At 43.3% G+C, this 20,890-nt stretch carries 19 protein-coding genes; 13 read left to right on the forward strand and 6 right to left on the reverse strand.

All coding sequences use genetic code 11. The features are described 5' to 3' along the window. Positions 1 to 79 precede the first annotated feature (79 nt). The 3 genes from FTV34_RS13995 to fadB form a co-directional block, all read right to left on the reverse strand. Positions 80 to 1,099, reverse strand: a complete 1,020-nt coding sequence (locus tag FTV34_RS13995) for a reverse transcriptase domain-containing protein (RefSeq protein ID WP_180070591.1) — start codon at positions 1,097 to 1,099, stop codon at positions 80 to 82. 244 nt (positions 1,100 to 1,343) lie between these two features. Further along, positions 1,344 to 2,516 (reverse strand): acetyl-CoA C-acyltransferase FadA, encoded by a 1,173-nt coding sequence (gene fadA, locus FTV34_RS14000; RefSeq protein ID WP_180070593.1) that lies wholly within the window; start codon positions 2,514 to 2,516, stop codon positions 1,344 to 1,346. A gap of 12 nt (positions 2,517 to 2,528) precedes the next feature. Next, positions 2,529 to 4,679: a fatty acid oxidation complex subunit alpha FadB gene (gene fadB, locus FTV34_RS14005; RefSeq protein WP_159123725.1), complete on the reverse strand. Its 2,151-nt coding sequence runs from the start codon at positions 4,677 to 4,679 to the stop codon at positions 2,529 to 2,531. Positions 4,680 to 5,168: 489 nt separating this feature from the next. On the opposite strand from fadB, the gene lpxO reads away from it, so the two are divergent. Continuing rightward, the gene (lpxO, locus tag FTV34_RS14010; protein WP_180070595.1) at positions 5,169 to 6,086 is read left to right on the forward strand and encodes a lipid A hydroxylase LpxO; all 918 of its coding nucleotides are present in this window, start codon (positions 5,169 to 5,171) and stop codon (positions 6,084 to 6,086) included. A gap of 108 nt (positions 6,087 to 6,194) precedes the next feature. Beyond that, the gene (locus tag FTV34_RS14015; protein WP_159123727.1) at positions 6,195 to 6,611 is read left to right on the forward strand and encodes a PH domain-containing protein; all 417 of its coding nucleotides are present in this window, start codon (positions 6,195 to 6,197) and stop codon (positions 6,609 to 6,611) included. Here the strand turns inward: FTV34_RS14015 and FTV34_RS14020 are convergent. Then, entirely contained in the window at positions 6,608 to 7,672 is a 1,065-nt protein-coding gene (locus FTV34_RS14020) for an AAA family ATPase (RefSeq protein WP_180070597.1), read from the reverse strand. The genes FTV34_RS14015 and FTV34_RS14020 overlap by 4 nt on opposite strands. A 224-nt stretch (positions 7,673 to 7,896) precedes the next feature. Between FTV34_RS14020 and uvrC the strand changes: the two genes are divergently transcribed. The 3 genes from uvrC to pgsA all read left to right on the forward strand — a co-directional run bounded on the left by uvrC (position 7,897) and on the right by pgsA (position 11,304). After that, the gene (uvrC, locus tag FTV34_RS14025) at positions 7,897 to 9,696 is read left to right on the forward strand and encodes an excinuclease ABC subunit UvrC (RefSeq protein ID WP_166136811.1); all 1,800 of its coding nucleotides are present in this window, start codon (positions 7,897 to 7,899) and stop codon (positions 9,694 to 9,696) included. 118 nt (positions 9,697 to 9,814) lie between these two features. Then, on the forward strand, positions 9,815 to 10,609 hold the full coding sequence (locus FTV34_RS14030) for a thioesterase family protein (RefSeq protein WP_159123730.1): 795 nt from the start codon (positions 9,815 to 9,817) through the stop codon (positions 10,607 to 10,609). Between the two features lie 107 nt (positions 10,610 to 10,716). Further along, positions 10,717 to 11,304 (forward strand): CDP-diacylglycerol--glycerol-3-phosphate 3-phosphatidyltransferase, encoded by a 588-nt coding sequence (gene pgsA, locus FTV34_RS14035; RefSeq protein ID WP_004781631.1) that lies wholly within the window; start codon positions 10,717 to 10,719, stop codon positions 11,302 to 11,304. Positions 11,305 to 12,344: 1,040 nt separating this feature from the next. On the opposite strand, the gene FTV34_RS14040 is transcribed toward pgsA, so the two are convergent. Further along, positions 12,345 to 12,620: an oxidative damage protection protein gene (locus FTV34_RS14040; protein ID WP_004781637.1), complete on the reverse strand. Its 276-nt coding sequence runs from the start codon at positions 12,618 to 12,620 to the stop codon at positions 12,345 to 12,347. Positions 12,621 to 12,649: 29 nt separating this feature from the next. Further along, the gene (gene argH / locus FTV34_RS14045; protein WP_180070599.1) at positions 12,650 to 14,080 is read right to left on the reverse strand and encodes an argininosuccinate lyase; all 1,431 of its coding nucleotides are present in this window, start codon (positions 14,078 to 14,080) and stop codon (positions 12,650 to 12,652) included. On the opposite strand from argH, the gene FTV34_RS14050 reads away from it, so the two are divergent. The 8 genes from FTV34_RS14050 (at position 14,071) to FTV34_RS14085 (ending at position 20,801) form a co-directional block, all read left to right on the forward strand. Then, positions 14,071 to 15,225 carry a sensor histidine kinase gene (locus FTV34_RS14050; RefSeq protein WP_180070601.1) on the forward strand — a complete coding sequence of 385 codons (1,155 nt, stop codon included), beginning with the start codon at positions 14,071 to 14,073 and terminating at the stop codon, positions 15,223 to 15,225. The two genes, argH and FTV34_RS14050, sit on opposite strands and share 10 nt — an antisense overlap. A 69-nt stretch (positions 15,226 to 15,294) precedes the next feature. Next, positions 15,295 to 16,035: a LytTR family DNA-binding domain-containing protein gene (locus FTV34_RS14055; RefSeq protein WP_005232557.1), complete on the forward strand. Its 741-nt coding sequence runs from the start codon at positions 15,295 to 15,297 to the stop codon at positions 16,033 to 16,035. Positions 16,036 to 16,149: 114 nt separating this feature from the next. Continuing rightward, positions 16,150 to 17,073 (forward strand): hydroxymethylbilane synthase, encoded by a 924-nt coding sequence (hemC, locus tag FTV34_RS14060; RefSeq protein WP_159123732.1) that lies wholly within the window; start codon positions 16,150 to 16,152, stop codon positions 17,071 to 17,073. Continuing rightward, a complete protein-coding gene (locus FTV34_RS14065) occupies positions 17,073 to 17,840 on the forward strand; it encodes a uroporphyrinogen-III synthase (protein ID WP_180070603.1) in 768 nt (255 codons plus the stop codon). Before hemC ends, FTV34_RS14065 begins: the two co-directional genes overlap by 1 nt. Positions 17,841 to 17,847: 7 nt before the next feature. Beyond that, positions 17,848 to 18,687, forward strand: coding sequence for a hypothetical protein (locus FTV34_RS14070; RefSeq protein WP_180070605.1), 840 nt, complete (start codon positions 17,848 to 17,850; stop codon positions 18,685 to 18,687). A gap of 6 nt (positions 18,688 to 18,693) precedes the next feature. Next, a complete protein-coding gene (locus FTV34_RS14075; RefSeq protein ID WP_180070607.1) occupies positions 18,694 to 19,887 on the forward strand; it encodes a heme biosynthesis protein HemY in 1,194 nt (397 codons plus the stop codon). A gap of 7 nt (positions 19,888 to 19,894) precedes the next feature. Continuing rightward, positions 19,895 to 20,320 (forward strand): thioesterase family protein, encoded by a 426-nt coding sequence (locus tag FTV34_RS14080; RefSeq protein ID WP_004781650.1) that lies wholly within the window; start codon positions 19,895 to 19,897, stop codon positions 20,318 to 20,320. Positions 20,321 to 20,474: 154 nt separating this feature from the next. Then, positions 20,475 to 20,801 (forward strand): H-NS family nucleoid-associated regulatory protein, encoded by a 327-nt coding sequence (locus FTV34_RS14085; RefSeq protein WP_079281036.1) that lies wholly within the window; start codon positions 20,475 to 20,477, stop codon positions 20,799 to 20,801. Positions 20,802 to 20,890 lie beyond the last annotated feature (89 nt).

Genomic DNA, 20,890 nt, shown 5'->3' on the forward strand with positions numbered 1-20,890 from the left:
GACTGTCTGCTAGGGAGAGTTGCCCTGTTTGTTTCCATGCCATAGTCGTGTTTTTTGCTAGGTGATTGATTTTATTGTATTATACCAATTTAATGAACTTTTGTGTGTTTATTCGTGCAAAGGTTTCATGTATATAATTAAAATATCCCATTAGGCTATGGAAGTTAGGTTGACCTATTTTTTTTGCATGACTTGTACTTCTAGTAAAAGTACCATTGCGGCAATATTCTAATGCCATACTTTTAGTGTGGTAATAATAAGCCTTGTTAACGTTAACGGATTTATTAACTACTAATCCAGTAACTTGTTGCCTTTCTCTTTTAGTCCTTACACATAACTTTTGATAGTTAATTTGGAAATTTGTTTTAAGAATTTCTTTTTCTAGGAGTTTTCCTAATTTGTATTCTCGAGTGGTTTGATCATATTCCAAAATTTTAGAATCGATTTGATTTTTATCAAAAGATAGTGTTAGATCATCTGCATAACGACTATAAGTAAAATGAAATTTTTTAGCTAAAAAAGTTATTTTTGAATCTATAATTTGTCCTACAAAGTTAGAAATAATTGGTGAGCATGGACTACCTTGAGGTAAATAGGCGTGAGATGTAGGAGATGCTCTATAGCATGCTATTTGTGCAAGGGTAATAGCTACATCATAATTAAGCCTAAATTGGATGTTTTTGGTAAAAAAACCAACAATTCTTGAAAATGTAATTGAAGTAAAGAAATCTTTAAGGTCAATATTTAATACAATATTCTTATTAATATGTTGTTTTGCATTCTCTACGATACCGAAATTTTGTGTATTTGAATCTGGAATAAAAGCATAACAGCAGGAAGGATTATTTTGATTTATTTCTAAATATATATTGGTTAGTAAGGTCGCTAATCTCTGCTGCAAAATTTTTAATCTATTCGAAGGAATTAAAATTTGTCTGCCTATAGGACTATTTTTCTTCGGAATAGTTACCATTCTATATTTAGTGTGAATTGGCGCAGAGTAAAGAACGTAGCAAAAACCTTTGTAACTATATCCTAGTAGCTTAGCTAAGTCCCTAGAAGTCTGGCATTGTTTTAAAGCATTCAGCTGTTTTGACATAAGTTAAGTTTAAATAATATTGAGGGGCGCTAGCGATAACTCTTATGGCAACCCTGAAGGGATATTAGAAGTGCAAGGAGCACAACGTTCAAAGGATTCAGCTGGAAATGCTGACATTAGAAACCAAACTATGATGCATAGTTCAAATTCTAATCGCTAGCACCTTAATTGTATTTATATCATTATTTTTACAATAAAAAAATCCCCACCGAAGCGAGGATTTTTTGATCGAAGTATTTAAGAATTAAACACGTTCGATAATGGTCGCGATACCTTGACCCAGACCGATACACATGGTTGCAAGACCAATTTGAGTATCTTGCTGTTCCATGATGTTCAGTAGGGAAGTGGTAATACGCGCACCAGAACAGCCCAACGGGTGACCCAATGCAATCGCACCACCGCTCAAGTTCACAATGTCCTGTTTCTCGTATAGACCTAAGCCTTTAAGAACAGACAGGCCTTGTGCAGCAAACGCTTCGTTTAACTCAACAGTTTGCATGTCTTCAATGGTCAGACCAGCACGTTTCAATGCTTTTTGAGTTGCTGGAACAGGACCATAACCCATGATTGCAGCATCACAACCTGCAACCGCCATAGAGCGGATCACAGCACGTGGTTTCAAACCAAGCGCTTGAGCACGTTCAGCAGACATTAACAGCATTGCAGATGCACCATCAGACAATGCTGAAGATGTTGCAGCAGTCACTGTACCGCCTTTAGGATCAAAGACTGGACGTAAAGCACGGAAAGTTTCGATGTTGGCATCCGGACGGATCACTTCATCGATATCGCACAGAATTTTATAACCGTCAGCATTATGACCTTCGATGCCTACGATCTCGTTCTGGAACAGACCATTTTCAGTTGCAGCCCAGGCACGGCGGTGAGATTCAACACCAAACGCATCCTGTTCTTCACGAGTAATACCGTTCATGCGACCCAGCATTTCAGCAGTCAGGCCCATCATGTTAGACGCTTTAGCATAGTGTTTAGATGCAGCAGGGTTCAGGTCGATGCCGTGCATCATACCTACATGGCCCATGTGCTCTACACCACCGATGATGAAAATATCACCCTGGTTAGTCGCGATCTGTGCAGCCGCAGTGTGGATTGCCTGCATAGAAGAACCACACAGACGGTTAACTGTTTGACCTGCAACAGTCTTAGGAAGATCAGCCAACAATGCGATGTTACGCGCAATGTTCATCCCTTGTTCCAGAGTCTGGTTCACACAGCCCCAGATCACATCTTCAACTTCATTCGGGTCGAATTCATTACGAACCATCAACGCACGGATAAGTTCAGCTGACATGCTGTCGGCACGTACATTGCGGAACATACCGTTTTTCGATTTGCCCATGGCAGTACGTACGCCATCAACAATCACAACGTCACGTGGATTTAAAGTAGCCATTCACGTCACTCCTTAACCGTAGAATTTTTTGTTGTTAGCAGCCATGTCGCGCAATGATTGCGGCGCTTCATAAGCCTTACCTAAGTGCGCGTATTTGTCGCAAAGTGCAACATACTCAGCTACACCAGTTTGGTCGATATAACGGCATGGACCACCACGGAATGGAGGGAAGCCTACACCCATGATCATCGCCATATCTGCTTCAGCCGGAGTTGCAACAATGTTGTCTTCCAGGCAACGAACAGTTTCGTTACAGAAAGCCAGCATCATACGGTCAATGATCTCTTGAGGATCAAATTCACGTTTTTCAGCAGTTGCAACAGATGCCACAAGCTCGTATGCAGTTGGATCAACCACTTTGGCTTTTTTGCCTTTACGGTCAAGTTCGTATTTGTAGAAACCAACGTCATTCTTTTGACCCAGACGGTTGTTTTCGTACATCACCTGGATTGAACCTTTGAAATCAGGTTTCATACGATCCGGGAAGCCTTCAGCCATCACTTCTGCACCGTGAACGCCAGTATCGATACCAACCACGTCCATCAGGTAAGCAGGACCCATAGGCCAGCCGAATTTTTCCATCACTTTGTCAATTTGCTGGAAGTCAGCACCATCTTTCAGTAACAGGTCAAATGCACCGAAGTAAGGGAACAGTACGCGGTTTACCAGGAAGCCCGGGCAGTCATTGACCACGATTGGTGTTTTACCCATTTTCTGAGCAAGAACAACAGTCGTTGCAATCGCTTCAGCAGAAGTCTTCTCACCACGAATCACTTCTACCAATGGCATCATGTGTACCGGGTTAAAGAAGTGCATACCCACGAAGTTCTCTGGACGTTCCAGATTTTCAGCCAGACGCGTGATTGAAATCGTAGAGGTGTTTGACGCAATGATCGTGTTTTCACGTACTTTAGATTCAGTTTCTTTCAGTACGATGCCTTTCACTTTCGGGTTTTCAGTTACTGCTTCGATCACGATGTCGACTTCTTTAAACTCGTCATAGCTTAAAGTAGGACGGATGCGAGCAAGGGTTTCACCCATTTGCGCTGGCTTCATCTTCTTGCGTTCAACCTGCTTGGTCAGCAGTTTGTTTGCTTCAGACATACCCAGTGCAAGTTGCTGGTTACCGATGTCTTTCATGATGATTGGAGTGCCTTTGCTTGCCGCCTGGTAAGCAATACCACCACCCATGATCCCTGCGCCTAGAACGGCAGCCTGGTTCACTGGATGTGCACCTTGTTCATATTTCTTAGAAGTTTTCTTCACAACCTGGTCGTTCAGGAACAGACCGATTAACGCACCTGCTTGTGGAGTTACCGCAGCTTTCGCAAAGCCTTGAGCTTCAACTTTTAACGCTTCATCGCGGTGTAAGCTTGCACCTGCCTGAAGAGAATCAAGCAATAGTTTTGGCGCTGGGTATTGAGCAGGGTTTGCTTTTGCAAGAACCGCACCTTTCGCCGTATTGAACGCCATCATTTGCTCAAGCATGTTCAGCTTGATTGGATCCAGTTTTTCCTGGCGTTTTGTTTGCCAGTCTAAACGACCGTGAATTGCCTGTTTCAACAGGTCAATCGCAGCATCTTTCAGTTTGTCTGCAGCCACAACCGCATCAACAGCACCATCTTTCAGTGCAGCAGCCGGTTTTTTCGGAGTAGCCATGGCCATCCATTCAACTGCATTGTCGATACCGATCAGACGGCTTAAACGAACCGTACCACCGAAACCAGGGAAGATACCAAGTTTGATTTCAGGCAGGCCGACTTGCGCCTGTTCTGACATCACACGGTAGTCACAGACTAAGCACATCTCGAAACCGCCACCTAGTGCCATACCGTTAATCGCGGCAACTTTAGGAATGTCCAGGTCTTCGAAGCTGTTAAAAATTTCATGAACTGGTAGTGCCCAGTCAACAATTGCCTGTTCGCCTTGAGCAAAGTTATCGCCGAATTCAGTAATGTCAGCACCTACAATAAATGTAGACTTGCCTGAAGTCACGATTAAACCCTGAATGTCAGCAGCGGAAACTGCGTCAATCGCAGCCTTGAAATCTTCAATCGTTGCACGGTTGAATTTGTTAACCGACTCACCTTGTAAGTCAAAGCGGAATTCTGCAATTCCGTCCTCAAGCATTTGGACGGTAATGGCATTGCCAGCGTGGATCATGCCCTGATCTCCTTTATTTTGGAGGACTTCTAAGTTGATGTTGTGAAGCAAGCGCGCATTTCCCGCGCACTTTTTTACTTCGCTAATCTTACGATAACTATATCCAAAAAGAACAACACAAGTTGTATCAAGCCGTGACGCAAGGGTCATCAATTTTCATCGCTCAATCAAGGTGTTGTCATGTCCGGAATACAGTGAACCGTTATCGCAGTGTAATGAAGTTATTGTTTCAATTTCACTTTTTTATTGCTATCGCGCTGTTTTTATAACGTAAATTGACCAGATAGGGAATGTTTGCTGTGTGGTGTTTTGGTCAAAATAGTCAATTGAGATTCAAATTATTCGATACGGATGTAAGAAAATGTATGCAACGCTGTGTTCTACAAGCGGGTAGGGAGAGCAAAAGCAGCTTTGTTATAATGCGGCCCAGATGTGACTTTTTTATTTTTCCCCGTTCTTTTTTAGGGCTAGGATTTTTTGGGTATTGATATGCTTAAGTGGATTATTTTGGCCATCTTTGTCATCTCAGCGTTATATATTCAGCGACGTGGCACAGTTCGGCATTCTTTTTATCGCCAGTTTTTTGACCATTCGACCCTGTTTGCACCGATCAATTTTCTGATGTACGCCTTTTCACGCGTACCGAATCAGCCTTATATCGATACGCAGCATTTTAAAGACCTAAAAGTGCTGGATGAAAACTGGGAAATGATTCGTGACGAAGCACAGGCACTCTATCAGAAAGGCGGGATCAAGGCTTCGGGCAAATATGATGACCTGGGGTTTAACTCATTTTTTAAGACTGGCTGGAAACGCTTCTATTTAAAATGGTATGACTCGGCGCATCCCTCTGCAGCAGAACTCTGCCCAAAAACTACCGCCTTGCTCAAAACTTTGCCTACCATTAAAGCGGCCATGTTTACCGAGCTGGCACCCGATAGCCGTTTGGTCCGTCATCGTGACCCTTATGCCGGTTCATTGCGTTATCACTTGGGCTTAATGACCCCGAATGATGACCGCTGCTTTATCGATGTCGATGGTCAGCGTTATTCCTGGCGCGACGGCGAGAGCGTGGTATTTGATGAAACCTATATTCATTATGCCGAAAACAAGACTGACCAGAACCGGATCATTTTCTTTGCTGATGTCGAGCGACCTTTAAAAACCCGCTGGATGGAACGCTTCAATCACTGGTTTGGTAAAAAAGTGATGACAGCAGCCAGTTCACCGAATGAGGTTGGGGATCAGACTGGTAGCTTAAACAAAGTCTTTGGTTATGTCTATCAACTCCGGGTAAAAGCCAAAGCTTTAAAAGCACAGAACCGCCAGCTGTACTATTTCCTGAAATGGTTCCTGATGCTGGGTATTTTCTTCCTGATCTTTATTCGTCCTTATCTGTTTGCCTAAGCTGCAACATAAAAAATAAAGCGCCCACATGGGCGTTTTTTATTACTTGCAGAGATTCACCACATCATTCTGATTTTGTGTAAGATAAAACAAAATAGGGGGAAGATGATGCGTGTATTTCGTTCCAAAAAAGACTGGTGGCTGCTGGCATTTTTGATCTGTATGAGCGGTTTGTTATTGCAATTATTACTGACCATGCAGGCCAAAGGGACGATGGCTCAATATCCGGTGCATACCGCAGTCTATATACTTACAATCCTCTTGGTCTGGTGGCCGGTTTGGAGTACCCGTTATATCGTGCAGGATGGGCAGTTGATTATCAAAAGCTTGTGGCTGACCTGGCAAATTCCGCTTGGTTCGATTCAGAATATCCAGCCTACAGATCACTCAGAAATTGCACCTGCTTTGTCTTTCAAGCGTTTAAAAGTTAGCTATATGCTGGCAGATCAACAAAAGTATGTCCTGATTTCACCTAAAGACCCGGATGCATTGATTCAGGCGATTCAAGCACATCAAACAGTTTAATTGGAATCGGAGGCTTGAGGCTGAACTAGCAATTGACCATTAATGCAGTCCAGATGGAGTTGCAGTTGTTCTGGATGGTTCAGGAAATAGATCGCTAAGATCGGTTCCAGTTCAGTCCGTATTTTTCGGCCCAGATGACGGGCGCCATAACGGATGTCATGACCCTGATAAAAATGGGCCTTGGCTGCATCAGTGAGGTGAATCTGTCGTTTCTGATGTTGCAGACGTTGATTTAATTTATCCAGCTCAATCTCAACCAGTCGTGGCAGGGCATCATTTTGGACAGCCTGATAGTGCAAGGTACGGTCAATCCGGTTTAAAAATTCAGGATCGAACTTGCGCTGCATGACTTTTTCAATAATCTGCTGGGTCGGTACTTTTTTCAGACATAGTTGCTGCATTTTTTGCGGCAGATAGCTGAGCTTTTCCAGATATTGTTGCGCGGCTTGTGCACCGACATTACTGGTCATAAAAATCATGCAATTACGAAAATCGATGGTTTTGGTACCAGCAGTCAACGTCAGTCGACCAGTATCCAGTACATTCATCAGACCACGAATCACTTCAGTACTGGCTTTTTCCAGTTCATCAAACAGCATGATGCCGGGACGGGTATGGTTTCCGGCAATAGCGGTTTCATCAAACAGGCTATGGCCTTCTTTAGAGCCCACATAACCCGGAGGCGCGCCAGTCAGGGCAGCTGCATAATGTTCCTGCGCCAAAGTATTCATATCAATCCGGCAGAAAGCATCAGGACGGCCATAAATTGCTTCGGCAATCAGACGCACGGTCTCGGTTTTGCCGACACCGGTCGGGCCAAGCATTAAGGTAACCGAAAGCGGACGTTCAGGACTGGAAAAGTCAGCCTTGACCACATGCAGCATTTTTTCAATTTCATTTAAGGCGGCATCCTGACCGATGATCCGTTCCCGTAGCAACTGCATCACAGCCAGAGGTTCAAAATGAAAACGCGGTTTCCCAATTAAACGGTCACGCTCAGACTGGCTATGGCTAGAAGTGGCAGGTTGCACAACATGAATACCGGATTGGGAACTTGTCATCTTGGATCATCTCGAGATTGAACCTGTCGAGCATAGCAAAGTTAGTTCAGGCGACTTATAGCTTTTAGCAATCAGACCATATTGGGTTGCTTATAAATACGGCGGTCTGGGCATAACCTGTTTCACTTTCGATGACAGTTCGGGTGAATTTTGTGTCATCGCTTGAAAATGACACATTAAACATCACATATATCTGCATATTGCAGGTGAAAAATAGGTTTTAGGTGAACGAGAACGCACGCCCTCATATTGAAAAAATCTTGGCCAATATGACCACCTTACCCGGGGTCTACCGGATGTATGGCAAAGATGGCGAACTCTTATATGTGGGAAAAGCCAAGAACCTGAAAAATCGGGTATCTAGTTATTTTGTCAAAACCCTTGATCATCCCAAGACTCAAGCTTTGGTGGCACGGATTTATGACATTCAGACCTTGGTGGTGCGTTCAGAAACTGAAGCTTTATTGCTAGAGCAAAACCTGATCAAGCTGCATCGTCCACCGTATAACATCATGCTGCGTGATGACAAATCCTATGTTTATATTTTTGTCTCTGCAGACAAGCCCTATCCGCGGATTGCCAGCGGTCGTGGCAAGGGCAAACATCAGGTCGGCAAGTTCTTTGGACCTTATCCGAGTGCTTACAATGCCCGCGATACTTTGGTTATTCTGCAAAAATTATTCAATGTACGTTCCTGTGAGAATGGTTTCTTTGCCAATCGTACTCGACCTTGTTTGCAATATCAGATCAAGCGCTGTTCCGGCCCTTGTGTCGGCCTGATTTCACCTGAGGATTATCAGGAAGATGTCAATAATTCGATTCGCTTCCTGCAAGGCGATACCAAAGAGCTGAATCAGGAACTGATTGCCAAGATGGAAGCAGCCGCAGAAAATCTGGAATTTGAAAAGGCGGTATTTTATCGTGACCGGATGGCATTACTGCGTGATGTACAGGCCCAGCAGGCGATTTATAAAGTCAAAGGTGAGGCAGATATTCTGGCGATTGCCTACCAGGCAGGAGTAACTTGTGTGCAGATCATGCATGTGCGTAATGGCAAGATGCTCGGCGGTAAAGGCTATTTTCCGGATATGCTGAGTGACGATCTGGGACAAATGCTCTCGGATTTTATTGCCAACTTCTACTTCCAGGTTGCCGATGAAATTCCTTCTGAACTGATCGTAAATATTGAAATGCCAGATCGGAAGGAGCTGGAAGCCGCACTTTCTCAACATTTTGACAAGAAAATTCAGATCAAATCCAAAGTTCGGGAAACCCGTGCCGAATGGCTGGAACTTGCACAGATGAATGTGCAACATGCCATTCAGGGCAAGCTGGCCAATCACTTTGAGCTGAATGAACGTTTCCATCAGTTAGAGGAGGTCGTAGGACGGCCGGTAGATCGGATTGAGTGTTTCGATATCTCGCATACCATGGGTGAAGATACGGTTGCTTCTTGCGTAGTCTTTGATAGTGGAGGCGCGCGCAAACGCGATTATCGCCAGTTTTCTATCAATGATATTCAGGCGGGTGATGACTATGCCGCGATGCGTCAGGCCTTAACCCGTCGTTATAAAAAAGCCATGCTGCCAGATTTGCTGCTGATTGACGGTGGTAAAGGGCAATTGCATATGGCGATGGAAGTCATGCAGGAACTTGGGCTGGATGCCTTTATGGTCGGTGTGTCTAAAGGCGAAGGGCGTAAGCCGGGTCTGGAAACCCTGCATTTTACCGATGGCAGCAAGATCCAGCTTCCAGAAGATCATAAGGCCCTGCATCTGATCCAGCAGGTACGTGACGAAGCCCACCGTTTTGCCATTACCCGACATCGGGCCAAACGCGATAAAAAACGGGGTTCATCGGTACTGGAGGTAATTCCGGGACTGGGGCCGAAGCGCCGTCGTGATTTATTGACCCATTTTGGTGGGATTCAGGGTGTGCTTAAAGCTTCAGAAAAAGACCTGCAACTGGTGCCAGGTCTGGGTTCTGTGATGGCCCGGATGATTTATAAAGTTCTGCATGAGTAATTGTTTTATATCAATTACAAGTGCAAAAATGCACATTGACCTTCGAGTCAAAGGTCATTTCTATTCATAGATTTTTCCAGCAATATATCGGTTCATCAGACAAAGTTGAAGGATCGATATGTCGTTGCAAGCACTGTACGCACAAATTGCGCAGCAAGAATGGATTGAAATGCCGCCAGGCTGGGGACAAGGAAGAACCATCTACGGTGGACTTGCAGCTGCAGTCATGATGCAAAAAGCCGTGGTAATAATCAATGATCCTACTAAACGTTTGCTGAGTACCAGTGTGACTTTTGTTGGCCCGGTACAGGAAGGCAAAGCACGCCTAACTGCGGAAATTCTGCGTGAAGGCAAATCGGTCACTACCATCGAAGTGCGTCTATGGCAGGATGAGGCTGTTCAGAGCATTCTGATTGCCAGTTTCGGCGTAGCGCGCGATTCTAGCATTCAGGTACATCAGGAAATCCAGGCTCCGGATTATGCTCCTCCTGAAACCCTGTTCCAGATTCCTGCACAGTTCAAGCTTCCAAAGTGTTTTGATCATTTTGAACTCAGATGGGCGGATTTGAATCTGCCGTGCAGTTCAAGTGTACGTCCTGATTTTGAAGGCTGGTGCCGCTTCCATCCAGATCAACATTCTGACCGTGAATTTCAGTTAGCTGACCTGATGGCCATTTTTGACATCTGGCCACCTGGGGTGTTACCGATGTTTCAGACACTGGCCCCAGCGAGCAGCCTGACCTGGACTGTAACCTATGTGCATCCAGTGCAGCATCAGCTACATGATTGGTTTAAATATAAAGTGATTACCGACCATGCGGCTGACGGTTATTCAACAGAACATGCCTATCTGTGGGATGTAGAAAATCGGCTGATTGCGATGGCCAGACAGACAGTGACGGTGTTTGCCTAGTGACACTTCAAGTCAATTCGTATAAAGTGAAGCGTATTAATGATGGATTAAACCTCGAAAAAAGTGTGCATTTTCATCGTACATGAGGGGAACAATTGGCGGTGTCTATGACTACAGGTCGTATCCTGAATATTCCAAATATCTTGACCTTGGCTCGTATTATCCTGATTCCGGTTTTTTTATTGGTCGCATATTGGCCACCGGCAATGGGATTTAATGAAACCAGTCCTGATGTGACGCGGCATATTATCTTAACGACAATTTTTGTAGTGGCTGCAGTCACTGACTGGTTTGATGGTTATCTGGCGCGTACTCTGAATCAGACGTCTGCTTTTGGTCGTTTTTTGGATCCAGTTGCAGACAAGTTGATGGTCGCTGCTGCGCTTATTGTCTTAGTGCAATGGCAACCTTCGATCTCGATGGCTTTTGCAGCGATTGTGATTATTTCACGGGAAATTACAGTTTCAGCTTTACGTGAATGGATGGCTGAACTCGGTGCGCGTACCAGTGTGGCGGTGTCGACAGTGGGTAAATACAAAACCGCGTTCCAGATGATCGCAATTACGGTTTTCCTGCTGAACTGGCCACCGCTAGAAATGCTGGCTTATGCTTTGCTATATACAGCTGTGGTACTGACCTTATGGTCAATGTTTATTTATCTAAAAGCAGCCTGGCCATATCTGAAACAGCCTTAATCAATAAAAGCTCCTTAAAGGGGCTTTTTTTTATAGCTGAAATAGGAAATATAAAAATAGCAGGCAAAAAAATACCCAGCCTTTGGGGGAAGAACTGGGATGAAATCGGGGGTATTTCTCAGTTATTATTATAGTTATTCAAAGATATCTCATCTTCTTGCTGGTCATTATAGGGAGCACCTTCCACAAAATCATGTGGTTTCTTGTAGCTGAATGTTGTGTTTTGTGAGAGCAATGTATACAGAATTTACAATTGATTATTTTGATACAAATCTGATTGCTTTTCAGTAAGATAATGGCTGCTTAAATTTAAAAAACACGGTAGGAAAATGACAGGTTTTGAGCCTGTTTTTTAGGTCAATAATTTTCGATTTCATGAAAGTTAAAATAGTTTTTAGAGTGCTTTTAAGAGAAATAGAGTATCTATAGAAAAAGAATATCCGAGGAGTCTCTTGTCAGGTATTTAACTCATGATCTGATGAAGAAGTAATTTTCAAATTAAAAAGGGAATTCTTTTTATAGGTTACTTTTTTATAGCATTCGAAGTGATACCTTTCGCTTAATTTACGTAAGAGAAAAGCTTGAGCTTAGATAAAAAAATTTCCATGTAAGGAGTTTTTTTATTCTATGAACTTATAGCTGCTTGTCTTGTGTAAAAAACAAAAAGAGTAGGGCTTTAAACTAAAAGGGGAATCTTTCATAGATTTCCTTTTTGACAAGTAAAATTATGCGCTTGTCTTGCTTAGTTAAAACGCAGTTTAGCTCTTGCAGTATTCATAAAAAAAAGAGCCTTGTCAGGCTCCTTTTTGACATTTGAAACTACGCGCTTCGCTTGTCTTGAGTAATTTTTAGAGCAGTACATAAAAAAGAATCTCCCATAACGGAGATTCTTTTTAAAGCCTACGCGCAGCATAGCTGCTTGTCTTGCGGCGTGGCGGAGCAGTGCTTTTGATATAAGAAAAGCCCCGTTTATGGAGCTTTTCAAATGTTGACCTACGCGCACCTTCGGTGCTTGTCTTGAAGAAAAATAAGGCAGCGCCTTATTTTTCTTCAGGCTTTAGACCTTCAGCTTTTTCCAATGATTCATCATTGTTAAAGAACTTCTCGCGTTGCTCTTCAAGGAACTTTTTCGCATCCGGTTCAAACACGTTTAAACGCTTTTCATTGATCAGCGTGGTCTGGTGTTTCAGCCATTCTTGCCAAGCCTGTTTAGATATCGTATCAAACAGTTCCTGACCCTTTGCACCCGGGAATGGTGCAAAGTCTAAACCTTCCATTTCTTGTTGATACTTACGGCAAAAAACTTGTCGAGACATATCAATACTCCAATTTAAAGCGAAAGCAATTAAGCGTAAAGTTTCTCTAGGCGAGCATGCGCACGTTCGATCGCAGCTTCAACCTGTGCAGGTGCAGTACCACCGATGTGATTACGTGCATTCACAGATGCTTCTAAGGTCAGGGCTTTTTCGAATACATCTGCCTGAATCAGATCAGAGAACTGTTGCAGTTGCTCAAGTGTCAGTTCAGACAGGTCTTTACCTTCCTGTACACCCAGAGCTACCGCTTTACCCACAATTTCGTGTGCATCACGGAATGCTACGCCATTTTTTACCAGATAATCTGCCAGGTCAGTGGCCGTTGAGAAGCCACGAAGTGCTGCTTCACGCATGATTTCAATATTTGGTACTAGAGCAGGAATCATGTCAGCAAATGCCATTAATGAACCACGAACCGTATCGATCGCATCAAATAATGGTTCTTTGTCTTCCTGGTTATCTTTGTTGTAAGCAAGCGGTTGACCTTTCATTAGGGTCAACAAGCTCATCAGATCACCATATACACGGCCGGTTTTACCACGGATCAGTTCAGGTACATCTGGGTTTTTCTTCTGTGGCATGATCGAAGAACCAGTACAGAAACGGTCTGGAATATTTACGAACTTGAACTGAGCCGATGTCCATAGGATCATTTCTTCAGACATACGTGACAGGTGCATCATAATTAAAGATGCCGCAGCATTAAATTCGATACCGAAATCACGGTCAGAAACGGCATCTAAAGAGTTTTCAGCTACAGCTTCAAAACCTAGAAGCTCAGCGGTATAAGCACGGTCAATCGGGTAAGTCGTACCTGCTAGAGCAGCAGAACCGAGTGGCATACGGTTAACACGTTTACGGCAATCAATCAGACGCTCAGAGTCACGTATCAGCATTTCAAACCAAGCCATCAAGTGATGACCAAAAGTCACTGGCTGTGCAGTTTGCAGATGGGTAAAACCCGGCATGATGGTATTGGTATTTTTCGCTGCCAGACCCAGGATGCCTTTTTGCAATTTTTTCAGTAATTCCAGGATGGCATCGATTTCATCACGTACATACAGACGGATATCGGTTGCCACCTGGTCATTACGGCTACGGCCCGTATGTAATTTTTTACCGGTGATGCCGATACGCTGAGTCAGGCGCGACTCAATGTTCATATGCACATCTTCAAGGTCAATGCGCCATTCGAAGTTACCTGCTTCAATATCTGCTTTAATGGCAGTCAGACCTTCGATAATGTCATCACGTTCCTGTTCGGTCAGTACGCCAACTTTTGCCAGCATGGTTGCATGTGCAATCGAGCCTGCAATGTCTTGTTTATAAAAACGTTGGTCAAATTGAACAGATGCTGTAAATTCAGCAACAAAAGCATCAGTCGCTTCAGAGAAACGACCGCCCCACATACCCGAAGTCTGGGCTTGTGATGGATTTGAGGAATTAGAAGATGTGGTCATGTCGGCTCAATCAGATTAAAAGCAGTAGAACGAAAAAGAGTATAACAAATTCAAAGCCCGTTGCCGAAGTCCAAGTCGATCAATCTTTTACATCTCCGACCGGATCAGTGCAAAGCTCTTATTTTTTTAGCCAGATCGGCAAGCTGCACTATTTGCTGGAAATGTTTATTGGCGGCAATGTGCTGGCCATGGTCTTAGCCTTGGCAAAAGCACAGTCCTGGCAGGCGCTTAATCTGGCAGATCTACTTCAATATATGCTGTATATCAACTGGGTATTGTTATGTTTTGCAGCGTTAGTCGAGATTTTTCATCAGCACTTTCAACGTATGGGGATTAAGCTGGCATTAATCTGCGGATTTTTGCTATTACAGGCGATTGTTTTGGTAACTACGACCAGTCTGAATGTGCTGACTTATTTTGGCAGCAATTTGAATTTTCAGGGACTGAGTCTGGCAGTCGCACTGGATCAGGTCGGCCTACATCTGAGTTTTGGTATCCTGTTAGGCATGTTCTGTTTTCGCTATCTGTATTTGCGTGAACAATGGGCGCAGCAGCAGCACAGTGAATTACATGCACGGATTCAGGCCATGCAGGCCAGGATTCATCCGCATTTTCTGTTTAATAGTCTCAATAGCGTGATTAGCCTGATCAGTATTGACCCGGACAAAGCCGAACAAATGTTGCTGAATTTGTCCCGTCTTTTTCGGGCCAGTTTTCAGGAATTGAAACTGGTCAAGTTGCAGGAAGAAATTGAACTCTGCCAGCGCTATTTGGAGATTGAACAGATTCGTCTGGGAGAGCGTTTGCAGGTCGAATGGAAATTAGAAAACAAAGACTTATACTCACAAGTCCAAATTCCATTATTGACTTTACAACCCCTAGTGGAAAATAGTATTTTCCATGGAGTTGAAAAAATTTTGACAAAGAGTACCATAAGCATATTGATTGAAATCTTGCAAAATCAAATTAATATCATCATAACAAACCCCTATACGCAGGATAATAAAACATTAAAAAAGGGACATGGTATTGCAATTGAAAATGTCAGACAGCGTCTGGAAGCTTATTACGGACCTACGATGACGTTTCAAACTTTCGCCGGTGGAGGGGTGTTTACCACGGTTGTGCAATATCGCTATAAATAAAAAGAAATCAAGGAAATCACAGTTAACTTATAATCAAATGAATAATGTTGACTGGATTAAGGAGGAGAAATGGACGTCCTGATTTGTGACGATGAGCCTTTGGCTGTCGAGCGACTATCACGTTTAGTCTCTCAACTGGGGCATGATGTGGTTGCAACAGCTACGCATGGTCGTCAAGCAATTGATCTGGCTCACCAGCATGAACCTGATGTCATCTTATTAGATATTCAAATGCCTGAAATGGATGGTTTGACCTGTGCGCAGCATTTGCGTCAGCTCGACCCGATGCCGGCTATTGTCTTTTGTACGGCCTATGACCAACACGCGCTGGATGCATTCAAGTCTAATGCAGACGGCTACCTGCTTAAACCGGTGATGCAACAGGAATTGGCACAGGTTTTAGAGCATCTAATTAAACTTACCCAAGCTCAAATGAGCCAACTAAAACAAAAAGAAAATATGGAAGAAATCAATATCAGCCGCCATCAAATTGCGGCAAAGACCTATCGCGGGGTCGAATTGGTGCCAGTTGAAAATATCTATTATTTTCTGGCGGATCAAAAATATGTGACCGTACGCCATAAAAACGGCAGTGTCCTGATTGATGAAACCCTGAAGGAGTTGGAACAGGAGTTTGGACATCAGTTCATCAGGATTCACCGTAATGCACTGGTTTCGGTTCACTATCTGGAAGGCTTGGAAGTGGTGAGTTCCGGCCAGTATCAGGTGCGTTGTCGTGAACTGGAAGAGCGTCTGGCGGTCAGCCGGCGTCATTTGCCATTCTTGCGGGAACGGATTCAGAAACTCTAAACGGATCAATGAGTTCGTCTGGACCAGTATTGAAACTTGTATAAATTCGCTTGCATTTTCAAGTGAGCAGGTTAAGTTTAGACTATTGTTCTCATTGACTGTTTATTGAAATTTATGAAGACCCTAAAAATTGCTACTCGACAAAGTCCACTTGCGCTCTGGCAGGCGGAACATATCCGTGCACGCTTACAGGACCTGCATGCTGGACTTCAGGTCGAGTTAGTCACTTTTGTTACACAGGGTGATAAAATTCTTGATACGCCATTGGCTAAAATTGGCGGTAAGGGCTTATTTGTAAAAGAATTAGAAGCAGCCTTACTAGATGGTCGTGCTGATCTGGCAGTCCATTCAATGAAAGATGTGCCAATGGCTTTGCCTGAAGGCTTATCTTTGGCAGTCATTTGTGAACGTGAAGATCCACTGGATGCTTTTGTCTCAAATACTTATGCCAGTTTTGACGAATTGCCTCAAGGTGCCAAAGTTGGAACTTCCAGCTTGCGCCGTAAAACCCAGATTTTAAAACAGCGTCCGGACCTTGAGATTATCGATTTACGCGGTAATGTTGGTACACGCTTATCCAAACTGGATGCAGGTCAGTATGATGCAATCATCCTGGCCAGTGCCGGTTTAAAACGCTTGGGCCTTGCAGATCGTATTCGTCATAGTATTGTGCCTGAAGTAAGTTTACCCGCAGTAGGACAGGGTGCACTGGGCCTGGAATGCCGGAGTGGAGATCAAGCGGTATTAGATTTAATCCAGCCTCTGTTACATGTAGAAACTGATGCCTGTGTCCGTGCCGAACGTGCCTTTAATGCCTATCTGGAAGGTGGCTGTCAGGTGCCAATCGCAGGCTATGCCACTTTAAATGAAGGTGTCATTTCGATTGAAGGCCGGGTCGGTAGCGTAGATGGCGCAACTTTGCTACGCGCACAGCAAAGTGGAACCATGGCAGATGCAGAGCAATTGGGCGTGCAGCTGGCCAAAGATCTACTAGATCAGGGCGCAGGCGAGTTACTGAAAGCCCTTTATTCAAAATAATGTTGTTCATTAATACCCGTCCGAGTGATCGTGCTGCAAATTTAACGCAAGCCCTACAGACAGCGCAGATTCCGGTGATAGAGTTGCCCTTGCTAGAACTGGTACAGCAGCCTTATACGGATGAGCTGGCCAGTTTATTTAGACAACTACCCCAAGCAAAACTGATTGTCGTCGTGAGTCCGACCGCTGCCCAGATGGGCATGCAATATTTGCAGCAGGCAGGTCTATCATTGCATGATCTTGGAAGTGTCCAGTGGGTCGCTGTAGGTAAAGCTACCGAGCAGGCTTTAGCAAGCTACGGTATCCAGAGTTATGTGCCTGATGTGGAGACTTCGGAAGGGATGCTGCAATTGCCTGTGCTACAGCAGTTAGCTACCGGATCAACTGTCGCCTTTTGGCGAGGTGAAGGTGGGCGTCAGTTTATGATGCAGCATTTAAAGGATCAGCAAATTCATATATTGAATTTCATTTTATATGATCGTCAGTGTCCGCCAGTGACTTCCGAGATATTAGCTAAACATTTGACGAGCCTTGAAGCTAATCCCCGTTATGCAGTCTTGGTCAGCAGTGAAGCGAGCTGGCTTAACTGGCTAGCCTTGATGCAGCCGTATCCGCATCTCATTAATCGGGCATTGTATTTGGTTTTGGGGCCGCGTTTGGCTGCCATGCTTGGGGAATATCAACAGCAACATCAGGCTGGTTTTCAATTCGCTCAGTTAGAGGACTTAAGCGGATCGACGATTTTGCAGCAGCTACTGATGTACTAGGAAACGCATGAAAAAATTATTTATTGTTTTTTTCATCTTGAGCTTGGCGTGGATTGCCAAGCTGAGCTATGACCTGTTTGGCTTAAATTCAGCACAGACTGAATTGACCCAGAATTTGAAGCAACTGCAACAGCAGAATGCCAATCTGAATGATCAGATGGTGGCCTTAAAACGTCAAGTTGCTACGGGCCAAGCGTTAAGCCCTGAAACACCGAACAAGGGGACAGTTCAGGATACTCCTAGGGCTAACTTGCAGGATGATCTGCCTTTGGTCGAGCAATATCTGGATCTGGTTGAGTTTGCCTTGCAGCAGCAACAATATGCAATGGCTATGGAAAAGTTGAATCAATTATCCAATCAGCTTGAACATCTAGAACTGGCACCTGCTCTTCTGGGTAGCCTGAATCAGGCGATTGACAAGGATCGGGAAGTCCTTAAGCAGTTCATCAACAATCGTTTAGTACAACAGAATAAATTAAAAGAATTACTGCAACAGATTGATATTGAGATGGAAAAGGAAATCCAGGTGCAGCATCAGCACCGCGCTACAGCCCAAAGCTCATTTTGGCAGCGCTGGATTCAGATTGAATCAGTCGAGAAACCGAGTGCAGTCTTAATGCAGCGTAATCTGGTCTTAAAAGAAGCTCAGCTGCGTTTACTGATTGCAGAAAATAGTGCGCAACAAGGACAGCAGGTAGCTTTCCAGCAAGCCCTGAAAAGTGTGATCGAGGTATTGGCTCAACTTCCGGATGCGCAAAGCAAACAATGGATTCAGCGACTGGAGCAAATTAAGATAGCACCTCAGACGCCTACTCCTCAGCTCAATACGCGTACCCTGATCGGTTAATTGCTTATGAAACAGATTTTACTTGCTTATTTACTGGTTGGTTTGCTGGGCTTAGCGATCTTGAGCGTACTGAGCTATGGTTATGGTGCGGGCTATGTCTATCTGTATTGGCGCGAACTACAGATCCAGACCACTTTCTGGTTTCTGGTGGGCTTGCTTATCGTAATCAGCTTCATGATGCATATGCTATGGTATGCGACCAAGCGTTATCTCAGCTTTAAACAGCGTAAACATGAAACGGTATTCAGCTTTGCCCGCCTGCATCCTTATGAGCAGTTAGCTGTGGTCTGGTTATTAAATGCTGCACAGGATCAACGGGATTTTATCCAGCAGTCTTTTAATCAATCGGGATTGCTCAAGCATATTATTAATGCCCGATTATCCTGGGGACAGCAACAATATAGCGAAGCATTGAGTAGTTTAAATCAGTCTAATCCAATGGCATTTGAACTGGCAGAATTACAGCGGATTGAAATCTATTTATCACAGCAAGATGGTCAGCAGGCATTAACACATTTAGAATTTTTAAATCAGCATGAATTATCTCCCTGGTTAAGACGAGTCAAAACCGCTTATGAGCAGCGTTTAAATGCTTTATGGGGACAATTTGCCTTACAGTTTCCCTGGTTATATTTACGTTCAACCAAATATGGTCATTTAGACCAAGAAGTAAAAAAAATATGGCTGCAGCAATTATTAATAGCTTATGACCAGGCTACTGAAGATGATTTGGAATATTTAAAACAACGTTATCTTGATTTAAAACAGGATATATTTAATCGTGACTATGAAGTCAAGCTATTATGGTTGAAACTGTTATTTAGAATGCCGGAAATGAGTGTTGAGCATGAATGCCTTGCTAAACACTTACTGGAACTCCAATTTAATCAGGATGTATTCTATTTATGGTTCCAGCAGCAGTTATTAAAGCAGTTTCCAGATTATGCAGATATTGAGCAGCAGATCTCAGTTTGGGATGCAAAATATACTGCACTGCCAATATTAAGTTTTGCCAAATGGCATATTCTACAGGCGACTGGCCGGGTAGAAGAAGCTCAGCAATTGCTGGATCTCTATCCAGATGACATTCGCATGAGCTATTTGAGAATTAAATCTGTATTACAGGGAAGAGAGGATTTAATACAGCAGTTAAATGCCGTATTTGAATCGAATGTTAATTTTATCGAAATCAGAATTTGAGGAAATAATGTCAGAATTACAACAATATCCGGTGATTTATTCGCAAACTGTCGCATGGGGAGACATGGATGCGTTTGGGCATGTTAATAATGCCATGTATTACCGTTATATAGAAAGTGCCCGTTTGGCTTATTTGGGTAAATTAAATATTTTTGATGAAGATATTTTAACAGTAGTGGCTTCAAATCAATGCCGTTATTTAAAACCTGTGGTTTATCCAGATCAATTAAAAGTGGCGGCACGAATTGATGAAATTCGGAATAGTGCAGTCAGAATGCATTATTTATTATGGAGTGAACAGCAGCAAAGTATCGTGGCCACTTCAGAAGCAGTAATTGTATGTTTAAATAAAAATATGCAGAAAACTGAAATACCTGAACATATTCGAGAAAAAATAAAATCGCTAGAATTAACTGTACAACATGAAATTTAATATTAGAGTTTTTATCTCTAATTTAATGATTAATTTTGTAATGGCCCTTAAGTTTATTGTTATACATTTAAAATTTTATATTGAATATTACACTTAATATAAATATGATGGGTTCGTTATTTATTAAAAGAAATAATGCTATTTATTGGAGAACATGATGCCAGACATTACAAATTTATCAGTTGAAGAGTTAAAACGTTTACAAGCAGAAGCTGAGTCTTTAATTGCTTTGAAAAAAGATCAGGAAATTGAAGATGCTTATCATCAGGTATTGGATATTGCCGACAAAGTAGGCTTAACGATTGAACAGCTTCTTGAATTTGGTGCTTCTAAACGTAAAAAAACTGCACGTAAGTCTGTAGAGCCACGTTATCGCAGTAAAAGCAATCCGGAAGACACCTGGACTGGTCGCGGTAAACAGCCACGCTGGTTAGTTGCTGAATTAGAGAAAGGCGCAAAACTGGAAGATTTCGTGATCTAATCCTTCTGCCGCATTATTCATCATCAGGCTGTTATGCATACGGCCTGTGATTGATCAGCCAAGCACATCCTGCTTGGTTTTTTTATGCC

Origin of the sequence: Acinetobacter sp. YH16038, from assembly GCF_013417275.1 — a bacterium.
GTDB lineage: Bacteria > Pseudomonadota > Gammaproteobacteria > Pseudomonadales > Moraxellaceae > Acinetobacter.